This is a genomic window from Mucilaginibacter aquaedulcis, from assembly GCF_030409325.1.
In the GTDB taxonomy this organism is placed as follows: domain Bacteria; phylum Bacteroidota; class Bacteroidia; order Sphingobacteriales; family Sphingobacteriaceae; genus Mucilaginibacter; species Mucilaginibacter aquaedulcis.
In genome coordinates, this window is the sequence record NZ_JAUFPR010000008.1 from 305,224 (window position 1) to 324,123 (window position 18,900).

General features: G+C 42.5%; 15 protein-coding genes. 9 read left to right on the forward strand and 6 right to left on the reverse strand.

Annotation, left to right across the window (positions count from 1 at the left end):
- Positions 1–25 precede the first annotated feature (25 nt).
- A complete protein-coding gene (locus QWZ01_RS25415; protein ID WP_290328510.1) occupies positions 26–421 on the forward strand; it encodes a contact-dependent growth inhibition system immunity protein in 396 nt (131 codons plus the stop codon).
- Between the two features lie 12 nt (positions 422–433).
- Here QWZ01_RS25415 and QWZ01_RS25420 read toward each other — a convergent pair whose 3' ends face one another.
- Together QWZ01_RS25420 and uvrA are read right to left on the reverse strand one after the other, a co-directional pair.
- A complete protein-coding gene (locus QWZ01_RS25420; protein WP_290328512.1) occupies positions 434–1,033 on the reverse strand; it encodes a glycoside hydrolase family 19 protein in 600 nt (199 codons plus the stop codon).
- Positions 1,034–1,222: 189 nt separating this feature from the next.
- Positions 1,223–4,141, reverse strand: a complete 2,919-nt coding sequence (gene uvrA, locus QWZ01_RS25425) for an excinuclease ABC subunit UvrA (protein ID WP_290328514.1) — start codon at positions 4,139–4,141, stop codon at positions 1,223–1,225.
- 516 nt (positions 4,142–4,657) lie between these two features.
- Between uvrA and QWZ01_RS25430 the strand changes: the two genes are divergently transcribed.
- The 6 genes from QWZ01_RS25430 to QWZ01_RS25455 all read left to right on the forward strand — a co-directional run bounded on the left by QWZ01_RS25430 (position 4,658) and on the right by QWZ01_RS25455 (position 10,478).
- Positions 4,658–5,242: an RNA polymerase sigma factor gene (locus QWZ01_RS25430; RefSeq protein WP_290328516.1), complete on the forward strand. Its 585-nt coding sequence runs from the start codon at positions 4,658–4,660 to the stop codon at positions 5,240–5,242.
- A 257-nt stretch (positions 5,243–5,499) separates the two neighbouring features.
- Positions 5,500–5,643, forward strand: coding sequence for a hypothetical protein (locus tag QWZ01_RS25435; protein ID WP_290328518.1), 144 nt, complete (start codon positions 5,500–5,502; stop codon positions 5,641–5,643).
- Positions 5,644–5,854: 211 nt separating this feature from the next.
- The gene (nth, locus tag QWZ01_RS25440) at positions 5,855–6,616 is read left to right on the forward strand and encodes an endonuclease III (protein WP_290328520.1); all 762 of its coding nucleotides are present in this window, start codon (positions 5,855–5,857) and stop codon (positions 6,614–6,616) included.
- A 209-nt stretch (positions 6,617–6,825) separates the two neighbouring features.
- Positions 6,826–7,845: a recombinase RecA gene (recA, locus tag QWZ01_RS25445; RefSeq protein ID WP_290328521.1), complete on the forward strand. Its 1,020-nt coding sequence runs from the start codon at positions 6,826–6,828 to the stop codon at positions 7,843–7,845.
- 301 nt (positions 7,846–8,146) lie between these two features.
- Complete coding sequence (locus tag QWZ01_RS25450; protein WP_290328523.1) at positions 8,147–9,787, forward strand: ABC transporter substrate-binding protein; 1,641 nt, start codon at positions 8,147–8,149, stop codon at positions 9,785–9,787.
- 127 nt (positions 9,788–9,914) lie between these two features.
- Positions 9,915–10,478, forward strand: coding sequence for an REP-associated tyrosine transposase (locus QWZ01_RS25455; RefSeq protein ID WP_290328525.1), 564 nt, complete (start codon positions 9,915–9,917; stop codon positions 10,476–10,478).
- 191 nt (positions 10,479–10,669) lie between these two features.
- Here QWZ01_RS25455 and QWZ01_RS25460 read toward each other — a convergent pair whose 3' ends face one another.
- Positions 10,670–12,937, reverse strand: coding sequence for an aconitate hydratase (locus tag QWZ01_RS25460; RefSeq protein WP_290328527.1), 2,268 nt, complete (start codon positions 12,935–12,937; stop codon positions 10,670–10,672).
- Positions 12,938–13,718: 781 nt separating this feature from the next.
- Positions 13,719–14,342: a polysaccharide deacetylase family protein gene (locus tag QWZ01_RS25465; protein ID WP_290328529.1), complete on the reverse strand. Its 624-nt coding sequence runs from the start codon at positions 14,340–14,342 to the stop codon at positions 13,719–13,721.
- A gap of 96 nt (positions 14,343–14,438) precedes the next feature.
- Between QWZ01_RS25465 and QWZ01_RS25470 the strand changes: the two genes are divergently transcribed.
- Together QWZ01_RS25470 and QWZ01_RS25475 are read left to right on the forward strand one after the other, a co-directional pair.
- Complete coding sequence (locus tag QWZ01_RS25470; RefSeq protein ID WP_290328531.1) at positions 14,439–15,884, forward strand: TolC family protein; 1,446 nt, start codon at positions 14,439–14,441, stop codon at positions 15,882–15,884.
- Between the two features lie 48 nt (positions 15,885–15,932).
- Positions 15,933–17,264 (forward strand): efflux RND transporter periplasmic adaptor subunit, encoded by a 1,332-nt coding sequence (locus QWZ01_RS25475; protein ID WP_290328533.1) that lies wholly within the window; start codon positions 15,933–15,935, stop codon positions 17,262–17,264.
- Between the two features lie 389 nt (positions 17,265–17,653).
- On the opposite strand, the gene QWZ01_RS25480 is transcribed toward QWZ01_RS25475, so the two are convergent.
- Both QWZ01_RS25480 and QWZ01_RS25485 read right to left on the reverse strand, forming a co-directional pair.
- On the reverse strand, positions 17,654–18,055 hold the full coding sequence (locus QWZ01_RS25480) for a DUF1634 domain-containing protein (protein ID WP_290328534.1): 402 nt from the start codon (positions 18,053–18,055) through the stop codon (positions 17,654–17,656).
- Positions 18,056–18,066: 11 nt separating this feature from the next.
- Positions 18,067–18,900, reverse strand: coding sequence for a sulfite exporter TauE/SafE family protein (locus tag QWZ01_RS25485; RefSeq protein ID WP_290328536.1), 834 nt, complete (start codon positions 18,898–18,900; stop codon positions 18,067–18,069).

Genomic DNA, 18,900 nt, shown 5'->3' on the forward strand with positions numbered 1-18,900 from the left:
AGCCTAAAGGATTTTTAAGATTACTATGAAGCTTGAAAATGACTGGCGTTATCAATCGCTGTTTAATTTAAAGGCGATGCCTGTGGTCCACCCCGATGATGTTCAAACACCTTTAATAAAAAGAATTTACGAGCTCGTTAACCGCCCTCTTAGTGAGTATACTATAGAGAATTTGAGATTAATGATAGGGCAGGAGATTGGCTTATCATTTCTTATTCCGCTTGCGATGGAAAAATTAAATCATGATTTATTTGCTGAAGGTGATATGTATGAGGGTGATCTGTTATCAAGCGTTGTAAATATTAATCCTGATTTCTGGAGGCATAACCCTGAGTTGAAGGCCCAGCTAAATGATCTTGTTGAAAACAGAAGAGAGGAAATAGATCTTCGCGAAATTTCGTTGGAGAAATTTTATAGCTAATTATAGTCCATTCTAATTTTCGGCCACAGCCTGCTCCGTTAGTCCTTTGTAAAAAGTTTTGGCATAGCCTGCAATAGTTGCTGCAAGATCGAGGCCATTGATTATTCTGCGGGCGTTGATCCAGTCGGTAAGGTTAACGTTAAAATAGCTGCCCAGGCTTTTGCCGGTGAAAAAGCCTCCCGTCATCCCTTTGATCATGATAGCAGCTGCTACAGCTGGCTGCAAGGCGAGTTCGGGGTTATTAAGCAGATCAATGTGCAGCAGCTTTCCCATGGCATCATAATTTTCGTACCAGGTTAACTGTACGTAGCCCCGGCCATAATATAATTTATCAGGAGTATTGTAGGGGATGCGCTGGCCAGGTCCGCCGCCCATTTTTAGCTTACGGCCGTAATCGTGCCCGGCACCTTTTCCAAATTCATTAATGGGCTGCATGGTTTTGGCTGTTTCATGAAAAGCGGTAGCCAGCATATAGGCAGTTTTTCGGTCATCAGTAATGCCGGCATTTGCTACAGCTGTTAATATACTTTCAACGCCATCAACCTGGCTTTGCGACATATGCCCATCAAACAAGGTACGTATATCATCATAAAACTCCTTTGTACCAGCCATGATACTTAAAATTTAAAAAAGTGTGTTTAGGTAATGGACAGTGACAGGTAAGGCGTATCAGTAAATTTAAATATTCCGTTAAGGAATGTCAAGATAAAAGCTTAATTGTATACTTTTTTCACAGTATACCTGTAAACAAAAACGCCTTTCTGCAAAACAGAAAGGCGTTTTAATATCAAACCGGTTTGTTTACTTACCAAACCGCTCTTTTAAATAAAAGCCGGTATGTGATTTTTTCTCTTTAATGAGATCCTCAGGAACTCCTTCAAATACCACCTTGCCACCACGGTCGCCGCCTTCAGGGCCAATGTCAATTATCCAGTCGGCGCATTTAATAACATCCATATTGTGCTCAATCACTATAATAGTGTTGCCGTGTTCCAGCAAGGCATCAAATGACTTGAGCAGTTTTTTAATATCGGCAAAATGCAAGCCGGTGGTAGGTTCGTCAAAAATAAAGAGTGTTTTGTGGGTATTATTCCCTTTCACCAGGAATGATGCCAGCTTGATACGCTGTGCCTCGCCACCCGACAAAGTATTTGACGATTGCCCCAACTGTACATAACCCAAACCAACATCAACCAAAGGCTTTATTTTGGAGATAATCTTAGGCTCTTTGGCAAAAAACTCCAGGGCCTCGTCAATGGTCATGTGCAGCACCTCGGCTACGTTCTTTTCATTGTAGGTAATATCGAGGATGTGTTGTTTAAAGCGATTACCTCCGCAGGTTTCGCAGGTTAGGAAAATATCAGCCATAAACTGCATCTCAATTTTTACTTCGCCTTCACCCTGGCATACGTCGCAGCGGCCGCCTTCAACGTTAAAAGAAAAGGCCGATGGTTTTAGTCCGGCTGCCTTAGCTGCCGGCTGCGATGCATACAGGTTACGGATCTCATCCCAGGCTTTTACATAGGTTACAGGGTTTGAGCGCGATGAACGGCCGATAGGGTTCTGGTCAACCAGTTCAACCTGTTCTATTTTAGCGTAATCGCCATCAATGCTGTCATAAGCTCCGGTTTGCTCGCCCGAGTAATTGCCTAATGCTTTTTGCAGGGCAGGGGCAAGTATGCGTTTTACCAAACTGGTTTTACCCGAGCCCGATACGCCTGTAACTACAGTAAGCACCCCTAAAGGAAATTTAGCGTTAACATGCTGCAGGTTATTTTCGCGGGCGCCTTTGATCTCCACAAAATCGTTCCATTTGCGGCGGTGCGCAGGGATGGCTATTTCATCCTTCCCGCTCAGGTAACGGCCGGTTAAGCTGTTATCATCCTTAATGATCTCGTCATAGGTGCCGGTAAATATCAGTTCGCCGCCATGAGTGCCGGCTTCGGGGCCGATGTCAATAATATGATCAGCGGCTTTCATGATCTCTTCCTCGTGCTCAACCACCAATACGGTGTTACCCACATCGCGAAGCGATTTAAGCACACCTATCAGGCGCTGGGTATCACGTGGGTGCAGGCCAATACTTGGCTCATCCAGTACATAAACCGAACCCACCAGGCTGCTGCCCAAAGAGGTAGCCAGATTAATACGCTGTGATTCACCGCCCGATAAGGTGTTTGATAAACGGTTGAGCGTTAAATAACTCAAACCCACATCATTTAAAAATACCAGGCGATTGGTGATCTCCATCAGCAGGCGTTTGCCTACTTTGGCATCAGTATCGTTAAGTTGTAAACCCTGAAAAAATTCAAGGGCCTTATCCAGCGGCATCAATACTACATCGGTAATAGAGCGTTCGCCTATTTTCACGTACGATGCATCTTGACGCAGACGGCTGCCCTTACACTCCGGGCAGGTAGTTTTGCCCCTGTAGCGCGACAGCATTACCCGGTATTGAATTTTATAGGTTTGTGCCTCCATCTCCTTGAAAAACTCATCCAACCCGCGGAAGTATTTATTACCTGTCCATAAAAGGCGTTGTTGTTTTTCGGTGAGCTGGTTGTACTGGCGGTGTATCGGGAAATCAAACTGCAGGGCATGCTTAACAAGCTGGTCGTTCCACTCGCGCATTTTTTCGCCGCGCCATGGAGCTATGGCACCTTCATAAATACTTTTACTTTTATCAGGAATCACCAGGTCTTCATCAATACCAATTACCTTGCCGTAACCTTCACATTTTTTACAGGCACCGTATGGGTTGTTAAAGCTGAAAAAGTTTGGTGAAGGTTCTTCAAATTTTATTCCGTCGAGCTCAAAGCGGTCGCAAAAAAAGCGCTCCACCTCACCATCGGCATCTGGCTCCTGGTACCGAACATAACAGTCACCCTTGCCTTCAAAAAAAGCGGTCTGTATAGAATCGCCCAAACGGCTTATGGTTTCGTCCTCTTCGTTTTTTGATACACGGTCAATCACAATTCTTACACCAGGGTAATGGGTTGGGTTTTCGGTATCTACAGTTACGGTATCTTCAGTTTCAGCTTCGGCTTTAGCTTTTTTGCCTTTGGCCTTTTTTTCGCCGTGTACCTCAGCAACTAATGAGGCATTGCCTATGGATTCATCCTCCAGCAGGGCTTCAATTTTTGATAGCTTATTTTCATACTCAACCCTTACAAAGCCTTTTTGCATTAAAACGGCAAGCTCTTCCTTTAAGCTGCGGTTGTTATGCGGGTATAGGGGTGCAAGTATGGTGACCTGGCTTTCATTGGGCAGCGACAGGATAAAGTTAACCACATCGGTAACTGAATCCTTTTTAACCACCTGGCCTGATACCGGCGAAATGGTTTTGCCGATGCGTGAAAACAACAGCTTTAAATAATCATATATTTCTGTAGAGGTACCAACAGTTGAGCGTGGGTTACTGGTAATAACCTTTTGCTCAATAGCTATGGCTGGTGCTATACCTTTAATATAGTCAACATCGGGTTTATTCATACGGCCCAAAAACTGGCGGGCATATGAAGAAAGACTTTCAACATAGCGGCGCTGACCTTCGGCATATAAGGTATCAAAGGCAAGTGATGATTTGCCTGATCCTGACATGCCCGTAACCACTACCAGCTTGTTTTTGGGGATGGCCACATCCATGTTTTTTAGGTTGTGTACCCTGGCCCCTTTAATGATGATATGTTTTTGCGGGTCTTTTTCTGCTTCTTTAGTCATTCGTTGAATTAGTTCATTATGGCCATGGGTTCATAAATCATTTAATTGTCAAATATTGCGTTGCAAACAATATTTATACCGTGAACAATGATGTACTTGCCATGAACTTTTTTGAAAGTGCAAAAATCCTAAAATATTTAGCAGAATCCAAATCGGTTTTGCTTTGTTTTTGGCTTTGCCTTAAATAAATTAATGAGTTTACAGTTTGTTGACTTTTAAACACTTAATGCGGCAAACAGAGAACAAAATTTCAAAATAATTGAAAGCCTGATTAAACCTTTTGGAGTTCCTGAAGTCAAACCCAGGGGATAATACAATTATGAACAAAATGGGTGTAATTGTGGCCCAATTGAACTGATAGACAAGAAGAAAGTAAAAAAATATAATTTGTTTTTTAGCCCGGAAATTGTTTTATTTGGGATAACAATTTCTTAACCCCTAAGGAGCACGCTATAGGATATACTTTACTTCAGACATTTTTATTAATTAAAAAATTAAGTTTAAGTAGTACCTTCTATGGATTTTCAATTGAAAAGTGATCAGGATTTAATCCATCTATACATTGCCGGTGATGAAGCAGGGCTTGTAGAATTGGTGAGACGATACCAAACTAAAATATACACCTCCATTTACCTGCTGGTAAAAGATGAATACCTGGCCGAAGATATTTTTCAGGATACCTTTATAAAGGTGATTAACACCCTTAAGGCCGGAAAATATAATGAAGAAGGTAAATTTTTGCCCTGGGTAACCCGCATTGCACATAATTTAGTTATTGACCATTTTCGCCGCGAAAAACGTGCCCCTATGGTAAGCAATGGCGACGACTTTGATATTTTTGAAGTTTTAGGCAATTACGATGAAAGCACCGAAGACCGCATGGTGCGTGAACAAACCCATAAAGATCTTAAATCATTGATACAGCTGCTGCCATCTGAGCAAAAGGAAGTGTTGATTATGCGTCACTTTGGGGATATGAGCTTTAAGGAAATTGCTGATATTACCGAGGTGAGTATTAACACCGCCCTTGGCCGTATGCGTTATGCGCTCAATAATCTGCGCAAAATGATGCAAAGTAAGGAGATGAGTTTGAAGAATTAAGCAGCCGCGGAAGATTATTATTGCTCAATAATTAATTTATATAGCGTAATAATAAATAGTTAGGTTGCGCATTAATCAATTATTCAGCTACTTAGTTAAAAACAGTGCGTTAACAGCAATAAAAAAATTCATTTAATTTTCATTTAACAAAATATTATCTTTAAGCCACCGTTATAAATCATATAAAATTTATTACAATAAAGCTTATGGATGAAACCTTTACAAAAACGTTAAATGGAAGTGCTAACCAAGCTCTAATGAACGAGAATGGACAAGAAAATCTGGATGCCGACGAAGTGATTTTTTATAATTCAATTCGTGCTGATTTGGACCTTTTGAACAAGAAACCAAAGGTACAAACCATACACCAGATACTTGATTACTCGAAAAGCTTACGTTAAGCCACCACGGTACTGGTTCATAGATCATAATTGTTGATAAGGTTGATGTTTTGCAAATGGCAGCAACCAAAACCCAATAAATGATTTATGAACCTTTCTATTTTTACACAAATTTTATAGCATCATACATATGGTTAATACATATTATAATATATGTTTAACCATGTTTTTATTATGATCAATTGATCCTTATTTTCCATTCAATTTAAAAATGCTTAAGGCCGAACGTTACCGCCATTTTGTTGAACATTTTTCAAAACAGCAGCCCAATCCTGTTACCGAACTTCATTATAATAATCCGTTCCAGTTATTGGTAGCCGTAATATTATCTGCCCAGTGCACAGATAAACGTATTAACCAGGTAACTCCTTCGCTGTTTGAGCGTTTCCCTACGCCCGAATCTCTTGCGGCATCAACTCCAGAAGAGGTATTTACTTATATACGCAGTGTAAGCTATCCAAACAATAAGGCCAAGCACCTGGTAGGTATGGGCAAAATGCTGGTTGATGTTTTTAACAGTGAGGTGCCATCAGGTATTAATGATCTGCAAAATATGCCTGGCGTAGGCCGCAAAACCGCCAATGTTATAGCATCGGTAGTGTTTGATGCGCCTGCCATAGCGGTTGATACCCATGTTTTCAGGGTGAGTAACCGCATAGGGCTTACCACCAACGCACGTACGCCGCTTGCGGTTGAAAAACAGTTAACAGAGTTTTTACCTCAGAATATATTAGGTGTGGCCCACCATTGGCTCATATTGCATGGCCGGTACATTTGTGTGGCCCGCGGCCCTAAATGCGAAATATGCCCTATAACCTGGTTTTGCAAATACTACGAACGCAACAATACCGAGACCGCGCTGCTCCGTGCCGAGGCCGCCAAAATTAAAAAGGCCAAAGAGGCCAAAAAGAAAAAGGCCCTCAACACCATTACCAAAGAGCTCAAAAAGCGAAGTGTGGATAAAGATATTTAGCGTATTAGTTGGTTGAGTTTATCAGGTTGACTAAGTTTGTTAGAGGAGTTTGTCCTAAAAAGGGCCTGTCATCCTGAGCTTGTCGAAGGATCGTGTGTAATGGCTTCCCTCCATGCTTCAACTAAGCATGACAACCTGAATTTAATATTTTACTAAAAAAATTAGTAAATCAAAAATAAACATTTATATTTGTTGAAGATAATTTTAAGATGAGCACAGATAAAAATAATTCAGATAAATTAAAGGCACTGCAGCTTACGTTAGATAAGCTTGAAAAATCATACGGAAAAGGTACCATCATGAAGTTGGGCGATTCTGTTATTGAGGCTACAGAAGTAATATCAACAGGCTCATTAGGCCTTGATATAGCTTTAGGTGTAGGCGGTTTGCCAAAAGGAAGAGTTATTGAAATATACGGCCCGGAATCGTCAGGTAAAACAACCCTGGCCATTCATGCTATTGCAGAATCGCAAAAGAAAGGCGGCATTGCTGCATTTATTGACGCAGAGCACGCTTTCGACCGTTTTTACGCTAAAAAATTAGGTGTTGATGTAGAGAACTTACTGATCTCTCAACCTGATAACGGTGAGCAGGCACTGGAAATTGCAGATAACCTGATCCGCTCGGGAGCTATCGATATTTTAGTTATCGACTCCGTTGCAGCGTTAGTTCCTAAAGCTGAGATAGAGGGTGAAATGGGTGACTCAAAAATGGGTCTGCATGCACGTTTAATGTCGCAAGCCTTACGTAAGTTAACTGGTACCATTGCAAAAACCGGATGCTGCTGTATATTTATCAATCAGCTGCGCGATAAAATTGGTGTAATGTTCGGTAACCCCGAAACTACTACCGGTGGTAATGCTCTTAAGTTTTATGCTTCGGTACGTTTGGATGTACGCCGTATATCTCAAATTAAAGATACTGACGAGGTATCTGGTAACCGTGTTAAAGTGAAGATCGTTAAGAACAAAGTGGCACCTCCGTTCCGTATTGCCGAGTTTGACATTATGTTTGGTGAAGGTATTTCAAAAGCCGGTGAGATCATTGACCTGGGTGTTGAATACAATATCATTAAAAAAGCAGGTTCATGGTTCAGCTATGGCGAAACCCGCCTTGGCCAGGGCCGCGACGCGGTTAAACAACTGATATTGGATAACCCGGAACTACAGGAAGAACTGGAAGCCAAAATTAAAGATACCGTTACCGGCGAAAGCCTTGTTGAAGAATAAAAGGATTTCGGAATTTTGATTTCGGATTTATGATATTAAAAAGCCTTCTCATTTGAGAAGGCTTTTTGTTTTATAGAAAAACTATGTTTGTCATTCTGAGGAACGAAGAATCTATTATTGAACTTATCTGCTACGAGATGCGTTGTGCTAATTCCGCGGCAGCACGGCTCTCCCAACGTCATGCCGAATTTATTTCGGCATCTCATAAGATGAGGGAATCCTCCTGAGCTTACCTTATTCACCCGCAATAAATCGGTAAAGCTTAATTACGCTAAGCCAATAATTATTACATTAGCCCTTAATGAATAAATGGCTCTTATCACTGTTTTGTGTGTTGTTGCTTCAGCTTACAGCTTGCCATACAGATGCTCCGGAATCGCATAAAACGGTTTTTAACATTAATCTTGAAGAGGGCTTAACCTCGCTCGATCCTGCCTTTTGCCGTAACCGCTATACTATTTGGATGGATAACCAGATTTTTAACGGTCTGGTGCAAATCAATGACAGCCTTAAAGTAATACCCTGTATTGCCAAAACGTGGAATGTATCTGCCGATGGTTTATTATACACCTTTCACTTACGCAACGATGTTTATTTTCATGACGACCCTCATTTTACCGGTGGCGTTGGCCGCAAAGCAATAGCTGCTGACTTTGTTTATAGTTTTAGCCGTTTAATTGACCCTAAGGTGGCTTCATCCGGTTCCTGGATATTCAGTGATAAAATAGAAGGGAAAAATGCATTTACAGCGCCTGATGACAGTACTTTCCGCATCAGGCTTAAACAACCTTTCGCACCTTTTTTGAGTATGCTTACCGCGCAGTATTGCTCTGTAGTACCAAAAGAAGTGGTGGAGTTTTATGGTAAGGATTTCAGAAGTCACCCGGTAGGTACTGGCCCTTTTAAGTTCAAATACTGGAAGGAAGGGGAGGTGATGGTACTGCTAAAAAACGAAAAGTACTGGGAGAGGGATAAAAATGGTGTCCGTTTGCCTTATCTGGATGCTGTTAAGGCTTCGTTCATAGCCGATAAACAAACCTCTTTTCTGGAGTTCATAAAAAAGAAGCTTGATTTTTTAAATGATATTGATGGAAGTTACCGCAATGATATACTAACCAAATCGGGCAAGGTTACTCAAAAGTATAAGGGCAAATTTGTTTTAAACACAGCGCCTTATTTAAATACCATGTACCTGGGTATTTTGGTTGATAGCAACCTGGCTATTGTTAAAAAATCACCCCTAAAGATACTCAAAATAAGGCAGGCCATTAATTATGCTGTCGACAGACAAAAAATGATGAAATACCTGCGCAACAGTATGGGAACGCCCGGCTACGCAGGTTTCATCCCGGAGGGGATGCCGGGCTTTAGCAGATCAGTAAAAGGTTACACTTATGATCCTGAAAAGGCCCGTGAACTCCTTGCGGAAGCCGGCTTTCCGGATGGTAAAAACCTGCCAGAGATTTCATTAGCCACCACAGTAGGCTACCGGAGCCTGATTGAGTATGTACAGGGACAGCTGGATAGGATAGGCATTAAAACTAATGTAGAAATTACCCAGGGCGCCAGTCTGCGTGAGTTAGTATCAAAAAATGGCATCAACTTTTTTTACGGCCAATGGATAGCCGACTATCCCGATGGTGAAAATTATCTTTCCGTTTTCTACTCCAAAAACAAAATTCCTTTCGGTCCTAATTATACGGGTTTCAACAATAAACAATTTGATGACCTGTTTGAACAAACCTATCATGTTAAAAATGATTCTACCCGGTATGCCCTGTATCAGCAAATGGATCAAATTGTGATGGAGCAATCGCCTGTGGTAGTATTATACTATGATAAGCTGATTAATCTTTACCAGAACAATATAAGTGGCTACAGCCTCAACGGTCAAATTCTGTTGGTGCTGAAAAGGGTGGTGAAGAGCCCCTCAGCCCTCTAAAGGGGGAGTAATAGTCCACCTGAACTCTCTACACTTCTTAACTTGCGCTCGTTTATAACGAGCGCTTAATGTGGGATGGCGATTGCATCGCCACTAAAAATTTATATTTTAGTGAAAACCTAAAACCATGTCCCATCAATATCGTGTCAGAGACCCCGAGGAAATTTATTTTGTAACATTTACCATAGTGGATTGGGTCGATATTTTTACCCGTCCCGCTTATAAACAACTTATTGTTGAATCATTAATTTATTGTCAACAGCAAAAAGGACTTGAAATTTATGCTTATTGTTTAATGAGTAACCATTTGCATATGCTTGTTTCTTCCAAACATCCGGCCGTATTGCCAGACATCATCAGGGATCTTAAAAAGCATACCAATAAGCAAATAATTAAGTTGATAAATGATGAGCCGGAGAGTCGCCGGGATTGGATGCTTTATCGCTTTCAGTACAATGCAAGATACAATACCCGGATACAGGATTACAAAGTATGGCAAGACGGTTATCACGGTATAGCGTGTGATAATATTTATATTCTAACGCAAAAGCTTGATTACATTAATTACAATCCAGTTAGGGCGGGTATTGTAGCTGAGCCGGAACATTATTTATATAGCTCTGCCGCTGCTTACGCCGGGCAAAATGGTATAATAGAATTAGTATTTATTGATAGTGGTTTTGCGTTATAAACGCAAAACCACGTTAAGCACTCGTCACAGACGAGCACAAGGCAGGATAACTTACCTTATCTCTTGCGCTCGTTTGCAACGAGTGCTTAATATGGTTTAGCGATTGCATCGCTAACAAAAAAAGCCTCCTGATAAGGGAGGCTTTTTCAATATTCAACATTCCGAAATCGAAAATCCTATATCCGAAATAATTACGATGCCATTTGTTTGCGGATGATGTTTAGGGCGCCACCAGCTTTAAACCACTCAATTTGCTGAGCGTTATAAGTATGGTTTACCGGGAACGATTCAACCGAACCATCTTTGTGGTTCAATACAACGGTTAACTGCTGGCCAGGGGCAAAAGTAGTTAAGCCATCGATGTCGATAACGTCATCCTCCTGAATTTTATCATAGTCTGCTGGATCAGCAAAAGTGATACCTAACATACCTTGTTTTTTAAGGTTGGTTTCGTGGATACGGGCAAAAGATTTTACCAATATGGCACGTACACCAAGGTGACGAGGCTCCATAGCCGCGTGCTCACGTGATGAACCTTCGCCATAGTTTTCGTCGCCTACTACGATGGTGCCGATGCCATGCGCTTTGTAATCACGCTGGGTAGCAGGTACCGGACCGTATTCGCCTGTAATTTCATTTTTAACGCTATCAGCAGTATTGTTAAAATAGTTGATAGCACCGATAAGCATATTGTTAGAGATGTTATCCAGGTGACCACGGAATTTCAACCATGGGCCAGCCATAGAGATATGATCGGTAGTACACTTGCCTTTAGCTTTAATTAACAGTTTCAAGCCTTTAATGTCGGTACCTTCCCATGGAGTAAATGGCTCCAGCAATTGCAGGCGTGATGATTTTGGATCAACAATAACCTGAACTGTGCTGCCATCTTCGGCTGGGGCCTGGTAGCCTGCATCTTCAACAGCGTAGCCTTTAACCGGCATTTCAATACCTTGAGGCTCGTCAAACTTAACTTGCTCACCAGCTTCGTTGGTAAGAGTATCAGTTAACGGGTTGAAAGTTAAATCACCGGCGATAGCAAATGCGGTAACAATTTCCGGAGATGCTACGAAAGCGTGTGTGTTAGGGTTACCATCCTGGCGTTTAGCGAAGTTACGGTTAAACGAAGTGATGATAGAGTTTTTACGGGTAGGATCGTCAGTATGACGGGCCCATTGACCAATACATGGTCCGCATGCGTTAGCCAGTACCACACCGCCCATCTGACCAAAAGTATCCAGGTAGCCGTCACGCTCAACAGTGTAACGCACCAGTTCAGAACCCGGAGTAATGGTAAACTCAGCCTGTGTTTTTAATTTTTTATCAATAGCCTGTTTTGCGATAGATGCAGAACGGGTAATATCCTCGTATGAAGAGTTGGTACAAGAACCGATCAAACCAACTTCTAATTTTGCAGGCCAGTTGTTTTCTTTAACAGCGGTAGCAAATTTAGAGATAGGCCATGCCAGATCCGGAGTGAACGGACCGTTCACGTGTGGTTCCAATTCGCTCAGGTTAATTTCGATCACCTGATCAAAATATTGCTCAGGGTTAGCGTAAACTTCCTCGTCGCCGGTTAAGTGCTCGGCAATGGCGTTAGCTAATTCAGCAATGTCGCCACGTTTAGTACCTGAAAGGTAAGCGGCAGCTTTTTCATCATATCCGAAGATAGATGTAGTAGCGCCAATTTCGGCACCCATGTTACAGATGGTACCTTTACCTGTAGCTGAAAGTGAACGGGCACCTTCGCCAAAATATTCAACAATAGCACCGGTACCACCTTTTACCGTAAGGATACCTGCTACTTTTAATATAACGTCTTTTGCTGAAGTCCAGCCAGAAAGTTTACCGGTTAACTTAACACCAATCAGTTTAGGGAATTTAAGCTCCCAAGGTAAGCCGGCCATAACGTCGCAGGCATCGGCACCACCAACACCAATGGCGATCATACCTAAGCCACCCGCGTTAGGCGTGTGCGAGTCGGTACCGATCATCATACCGCCCGGGAAGGCATAGTTTTCTAAAACAACCTGGTGAATGATACCAGCACCGGCTTTCCAGAAACCGATACCGTACTTATCAGAAACAGAGGCCAGGAAATCATAAACCTCGCGGTTTACATCAACGGCTGTATTTAAATCGGCAACGGCGCCAACTTTTGCTTGTATAAGGTGATCGCAATGAACGGTAGAAGGCACAGCAACCTGCGGACGGCCAGCCTGCATAAATTGCAGCAGGGCCATTTGAGCAGTTGCATCCTGCATCGCCACGCGGTCTGGTGCAAAATCAACATAATCCACTCCGCGGCCAAATGCTTTTTGAGCATCGCCTTCAGAAAGGTGGGCATATAATATTTTTTCGGTTAAAGTAAGATGTTTACCAGTCGCTTTGCGGGCAGCATCCACACGGGTGCTGTAGCGGTCGTAAACTTTTTTGATCATATCTAAATCAAAAGCCATTTGTATTTGATTTTTTAGGTGAAAAGTAAAATAATTTACCACCAAATTCACGATGTGAACTCAGTGCGGCGAATTTACAAAAATTACACCTAAAACCTGTTAGTCAATCGGGTAAATGTTATTTGGAGTGGTTCTAAATAAGTTGAATAAGAAGGGAGGATTGGAGTAATTTTGAGCGCGTAGTAAGAGAAACGAAGCAATCTCATTTTCATATTGACGTGTCATTCTGAGTATAGCAAAGGATCTATAGCGAGCAGATCTGGCGTGCACCCGCTCTTGGCCGCGGGGAGGCCAGTTACTTTTGTCGCCACAAAAGTAACCAAAAAGGCTTTCAGCAGAGAGGCTTCTTTGCCGCACAGGCCTTTACCCCGCAAAGCAGTCAGAACCACGGGCTGCTAAAACCTTACCTCGACTTCGTTCGCTCATTGCCCTGCTTCGGCAAGGTTTGCTAATGCCCCTCCTAACACACAGGCCAACATGTTCTGCCTGCCTTTCGCCTGAAGCTGATCTGCTGAATGTTTGAACGAGAATTTATCGAATTAAGGAATTAACAGAATTTATAATATTGAATAAAAAGCTTGGAATGAAAAGATTGCGGGTAAATACCTGACAAAAAAGCTGGCCGGGAGTTTTGCCTGTGGGTAGAAGCTTTTTTTTGTCTTGATTTTTGGTTACTTTTCATCAAGGAAAAGTAACTGGCCCTCCCGCGGCCAAGAGCGGGTATACGATAGGCATTGTTCGATTGCTTAAAAAGATTGCTTCGTACCTACCAACCAATCTTTCACGCCAATACCCCAAACTCATACCCCGCTTTACTCCAAATTTCCAATGCCTTTGGCAGTGCATATTTTACCCTGTCATAAGCCTTCAGGCTGTCGTGAAAAACGATTATCGACCCGGCTTCGGTATGTTTCAGAACATTTTGCAGGCAGGACTCGGGGCTTAGGTTGATGTCAAAGTCACCGCTGAGTACATCCCACATAAATATTTTAATATCGGGGCGGGCTACCTGCAGGGCTTTGATCTGCTGTTTTTTGATACGGCCATATGGTGGGCGAAAGAGGGGAGTGTTCAATATCCCGTCGGCTTGCAGATAATTATCGCAGTATACTGTCGTGTCTGTTTTCCAGCCTTTTAAGTGGTTGTAGGTATGGTTGCCAATGGCGTGGCCATCGGCCGTTAGTTGCTCAAAAATATCGGGATGCTTGGTCACATTATCGCCAATGCAAAAAAAGGTGGCTTTGGCATTATATTGTTTTAAAATATTTAATATGTGTGTTGTAACAATAGGTATAGGTCCATCGTCAAAAGTAAGATAAATGCAGCGGTTAGTTGGTTGGTTTATTTTCCAAATGAGTTCGGGATATAGCTTTTTAAGCAACCAGGGTGTTTTAACCAGATACATATAAAAATCGAGAGTTAAATGTTTAATTTAAAAATAAACAAAAATGAACATTGCAAGGTAAGCATCCGATGCTTACCATTGTAACAGAAAAACTTTATGAAACCGAAACTATCACTACCCGTTAAAACAACTCTTGTTTGCACTTTTCTGTTCACAGCAATAAGTTTTTATGCTAAGGCCCAGGAAGTAATAACCCTGCAAAAAGCTATAGATCTTACCCTTGAGCGTAACCTGACCATTAAGCAGGCCCAGTTTACCGAGGCCTTGACTGATGAAGATCTGAAACAATCAAAAAATAATCAATTACCCAGCCTTACTGCAAACCCACAGGGAACATTCAACTTCGGTCGTAATATTGACCCTTCAACCAACCAGTTCATTAACCAACGCATCTTTGCCATCAATGGTAACGTAACCGCCCAAATTACTGTATTTCAGGGTGGGCAGTTGCGCAATCAGGTAATTCAGAACAAAATATTGCTTGATGCCAATAAAACCTCAACCGCCAAAGTTAAGAATGATTTAATACTAAACGTGGTTACAACCTTTTTGCAGGTATTAACCAACCAGGATCTGGTAAAGGCATCGCAACAGCAAATTGATATTTCAAAGCTAACTTTAGACCGTGCCCAAAAGAACTTTAACGTAGGTAATCAAACCCTGGCAGATCTGTCGCAGGCCAAGGCACAGGTTTCCACTTCCGAACTGGATTATACCAATTCAGAAAATCAGCTGGAGCTATCCATGCTTGCCCTGAAGCAGTACATGGAAATGAACCCGGCTACCGAAATAGTGGTTGAAAAACCGGATATCAGCAAGCTTAATGATATTAAAACACTATATGATCCACAGGATATATTAAAAACAGCTTTAACCGTGAACCCGGATGTGCTGCTTGCCGAGATTCAGCAAAAATCATATGAGCAGGCTATCAGAGTAGCAAGGGCCGCTTATTACCCAACAGTTACCTTATTTGGGCAGGCGGGTTCTTACTATTCAGGAGCCAAAAATATTCCGTATAATACAGCGCTCACCGGACAGTTTAGCCCCATAGGTATTGTGCAAAACACGCAACAGGTAGTGGTTGCTCCGGTTGCCCAAAGTTCTTTTAAGGCTAATCCGCTTTTTACACAGTTTAGTGACAACTTTAACCAGGCCGCAGGTGTGAGTTTACAGATACCTATTTTTGGCAGATTTAGTGCCCGTACCTCCGTACGTAAAGCAAAGATACAGGCTCAAAATGCTGAGGTAACCGCTCAACTGGCTCGCAATAACTTAAGCAAAATTATTTACCAGGCAGTTTGGGACCTGCGTGCGGCCGAGAAAAAGTATACATCAACCACGCAAACCTATAATGCTAATAAAGACGCGTTTAATATTACCCAGCAGCGTTACACAGTTGGTTTAGTTAACTCGCTTGATTATAACACCTCGTTAACCAACCTGAATAAATCGCAGTTTGATATGATAGAGGCAAAATATCAGCTGATTTTCAGGAGCAAGGTGATTGATTATTATTTGGGCAACGCGATAACGCTTTAACAAACAGGCTTAATTTAAAACATCATAAAAATATCCAACCGCATAATCATGGGAAAAACTACTAAATATATTTTGATTGGCCTGGGAGCTATAATTGTGCTGCTCATCATAGCTAAAGCTACCGGTTTAATTGGTAAACCGCCCCTTACCCAGATAGCAACCGAAAAGGCTGATGTGCGCGATATTGATGAAACGGTATCGGCCAGCGGAAAAATTAAACCGCATGTGGAGGTTAAAATAACGTCGGAAGTTTCTGGCGAAGTGGTTGAGCTTCCTATTAAAGAAGGTGATGTGGTTAAAAAAGGCCAGCTGGTTTGCCGTGTACGTCCGGATATATTAAAGTCGGGGTATGACAGGGCAGTGGCATCATACAGCACTCAAAAAGCAAGCGTTGGTAACTCTGCCCAAATGCTTAAGCAGGCTCAGGCTACCTTTGTAAACCAGGAAGCTATTTTTAAACGCAGCAAAACACTTTTTGAAAGTAAGGTGCTTACTGTATCTGAATTTGATAATGCCAAGGCCAGTTATGAAAACGCTAAAGCCAGTTTGGAAGCTGCCAAGCAAAACCTGGTAGGAGCGCAGTTTGGCCTGCTGCAATCAGGAGCATCAGTTAAGGAAGCTCAGGATAACCTGGCCAAAACCAGCCTTTACTCGCCTGTTGACGGCGTAGTGTCAAAACTACTGATAGAAAAAGGTGAGCGTGTTTTGGGTACCCAGCAATTTGCCGGTACTGAGATCATGACGGTATCTGACTTGAGTAAAATGGACGTGAATGTTGATGTAAACGAAAACGACATTAACCGCATTAGCTTAGGCGATGGCGCGAATATTGAAATTGATGCCTTTTTGGGTAAAAAATTCAATGGATCAGTAATTGAGATAGGAAGCTCGGCCAACGTGGTAGGCACCACTGCCGATCAGGTAACCAACTTTACCGTAAAGGTGCGGATAGATGCCAACTCTTACGCCGCGTTGTTGAAAAAAACGGTTGATAACCCGTCGCCTTTTCGCCCGGGATTAACCGCTACGGTTGATATTAATACCAATCATGTTAAAGCGATGTCGGTTCCTATACAGTCGGTAACCACACGTGAGCAAAAGAAGGAAACAGCAGCCCCAGGAAAGGATGATGATAAAAATAAACCGGCCATTAGCGCACCGGCAAAGGAATATGTATTTATTTACAATGCCGGTAAGTTAAAACAAGTGCAGGTAACCACAGGTATTCAGAACGATACTTATATACAAATCCTAACCGGATTGAAAGGCGGTGAAGAAGTAGTGTCGGCCCCATATTCGGCCATATCCAAAACACTTGCCGATGGTATGATGGTTGAAAAAGTTGATAAGTCAAAATTGTTCAATACGGATAACAAGTAATACCGTTTAAAGGATATTAAAAAGAGCCATCACGCAGTTTGCATGATGGCTCTTTTGGTTTTATATGGGGATATTCCAGATTCGACTCATCCCGACATCGCTACGCTTGTCTACTCTCTATTCAGCTTTGTTGGAAAGAGGGTGAAGGAATTTTTCTTTAATCTTTTATCCATTTTCAAGTCCCCTCTTTACGCCGAAGGCGAAGAGAGGGGAGTCCAGCGAAGCGTAGGTCGGGTGAGTTGTTGGTGTGCCATACAATTCCAAAAATCTGCCTTTTCATAGGCTATTACTTTTTTGAGAGAATTGGGCGAGGCTTTTACTCTTTAAAATCCCCCTCTTTGCGAAGCAGAGAGGGGCGCTGCGCGAAGCGCAGGCGGGGTGAGTCGATCTTACACCTTTAGTCCGCCAAAAATGCTGAACATCATTACGCTTAGCACAATGAGGGTTATCAGGATATAAAGCTTGTCTCTTTCAAATACGAATCCTACCAACGAGAAAAAGATGCGCAGGATTGGTGTCGCGATCAGCACCAAAACCCCGAATTGTATAATGCCCTTGGCGTTAAGAGATTCAACCCCGCCAAATATCTGTGTCAGGGTGGTATAGCCTGCCTTTTCGCCAATAAATACATGGTATTGGGGGATAGCGCTGTGCTGATACTGAAATAAATAAATAATGCCGCCTGTAAGTACTATAAGGCTTGCGGTTACTACGCCATACCTGAGCAGGTAGCCTATTAGTTTTTCAATATCCTGATCGGGGACAAGTGTTTTTGAAAGTATCTTTTTCATGATAATGATTTTTAAAATTTGTGGTTATAGCCGTTAAATATCATTTCGGCAGCAACAAAGGTGATGGCAACGCAAAAGATGTATTTAAGTATTTTAGGATCCATGCGGGTAAGCAATTTTGAACCGGTGAATGCTCCGCCCAAAACACCGAGCATTACCGGAAAGGCGATGCCCGGGTCCATATATCCGCGCTGCAGATATACCACGGCACTGGCCGCGGCAGTAACACCTATCATGAAATTACTGGTAGTGGTACTCACCTTAAAAGGAATGTGCATGGTTGAATCCATAGCCAAAACTTTCAACGCCCCAGAGCCAATACCTAACAGACCAGATAAAACACCTGCCAGGGTCATGATGGAGAAGCCAGCACCCACATTTTTAAGTTTATATTCTACCTCGCCGTTTTTGGTGGGGTAGCTGCTATTGAGTTTTAATTTGTAGGATAATCCGCTGCCCTCGGTTAATGCCTCCTGGTTTTTTTTGCGGATAGTCATAGCGGCAGAAAATAGCAGGATGGCACCAAATAATATAGCTATGGTGTTGGTAGGGGTGTACACAGCTATTAATGCGCCGCACACCGCACCTATGGTAGTGGCAATTTCCAGGAACATGCCTAAGCGTACGTTGGTAATGCCCTCCTTGATATATGCACTTGCAGCGCCCGATGAATTAGCTATGGATGCCAGCAGGGCCGCCCCAATGGCGTAACGTATATCTACATGGAACACGAGGGTTAGCAGCGGTATTACAACTACCCCGCCGCCTAAGCCGGTAAGTGAGCCAACCAAACCGGCCAGGTAGGCACCGGCAAGTAATATCAATGTGAAAGTTAGTATGGTCAT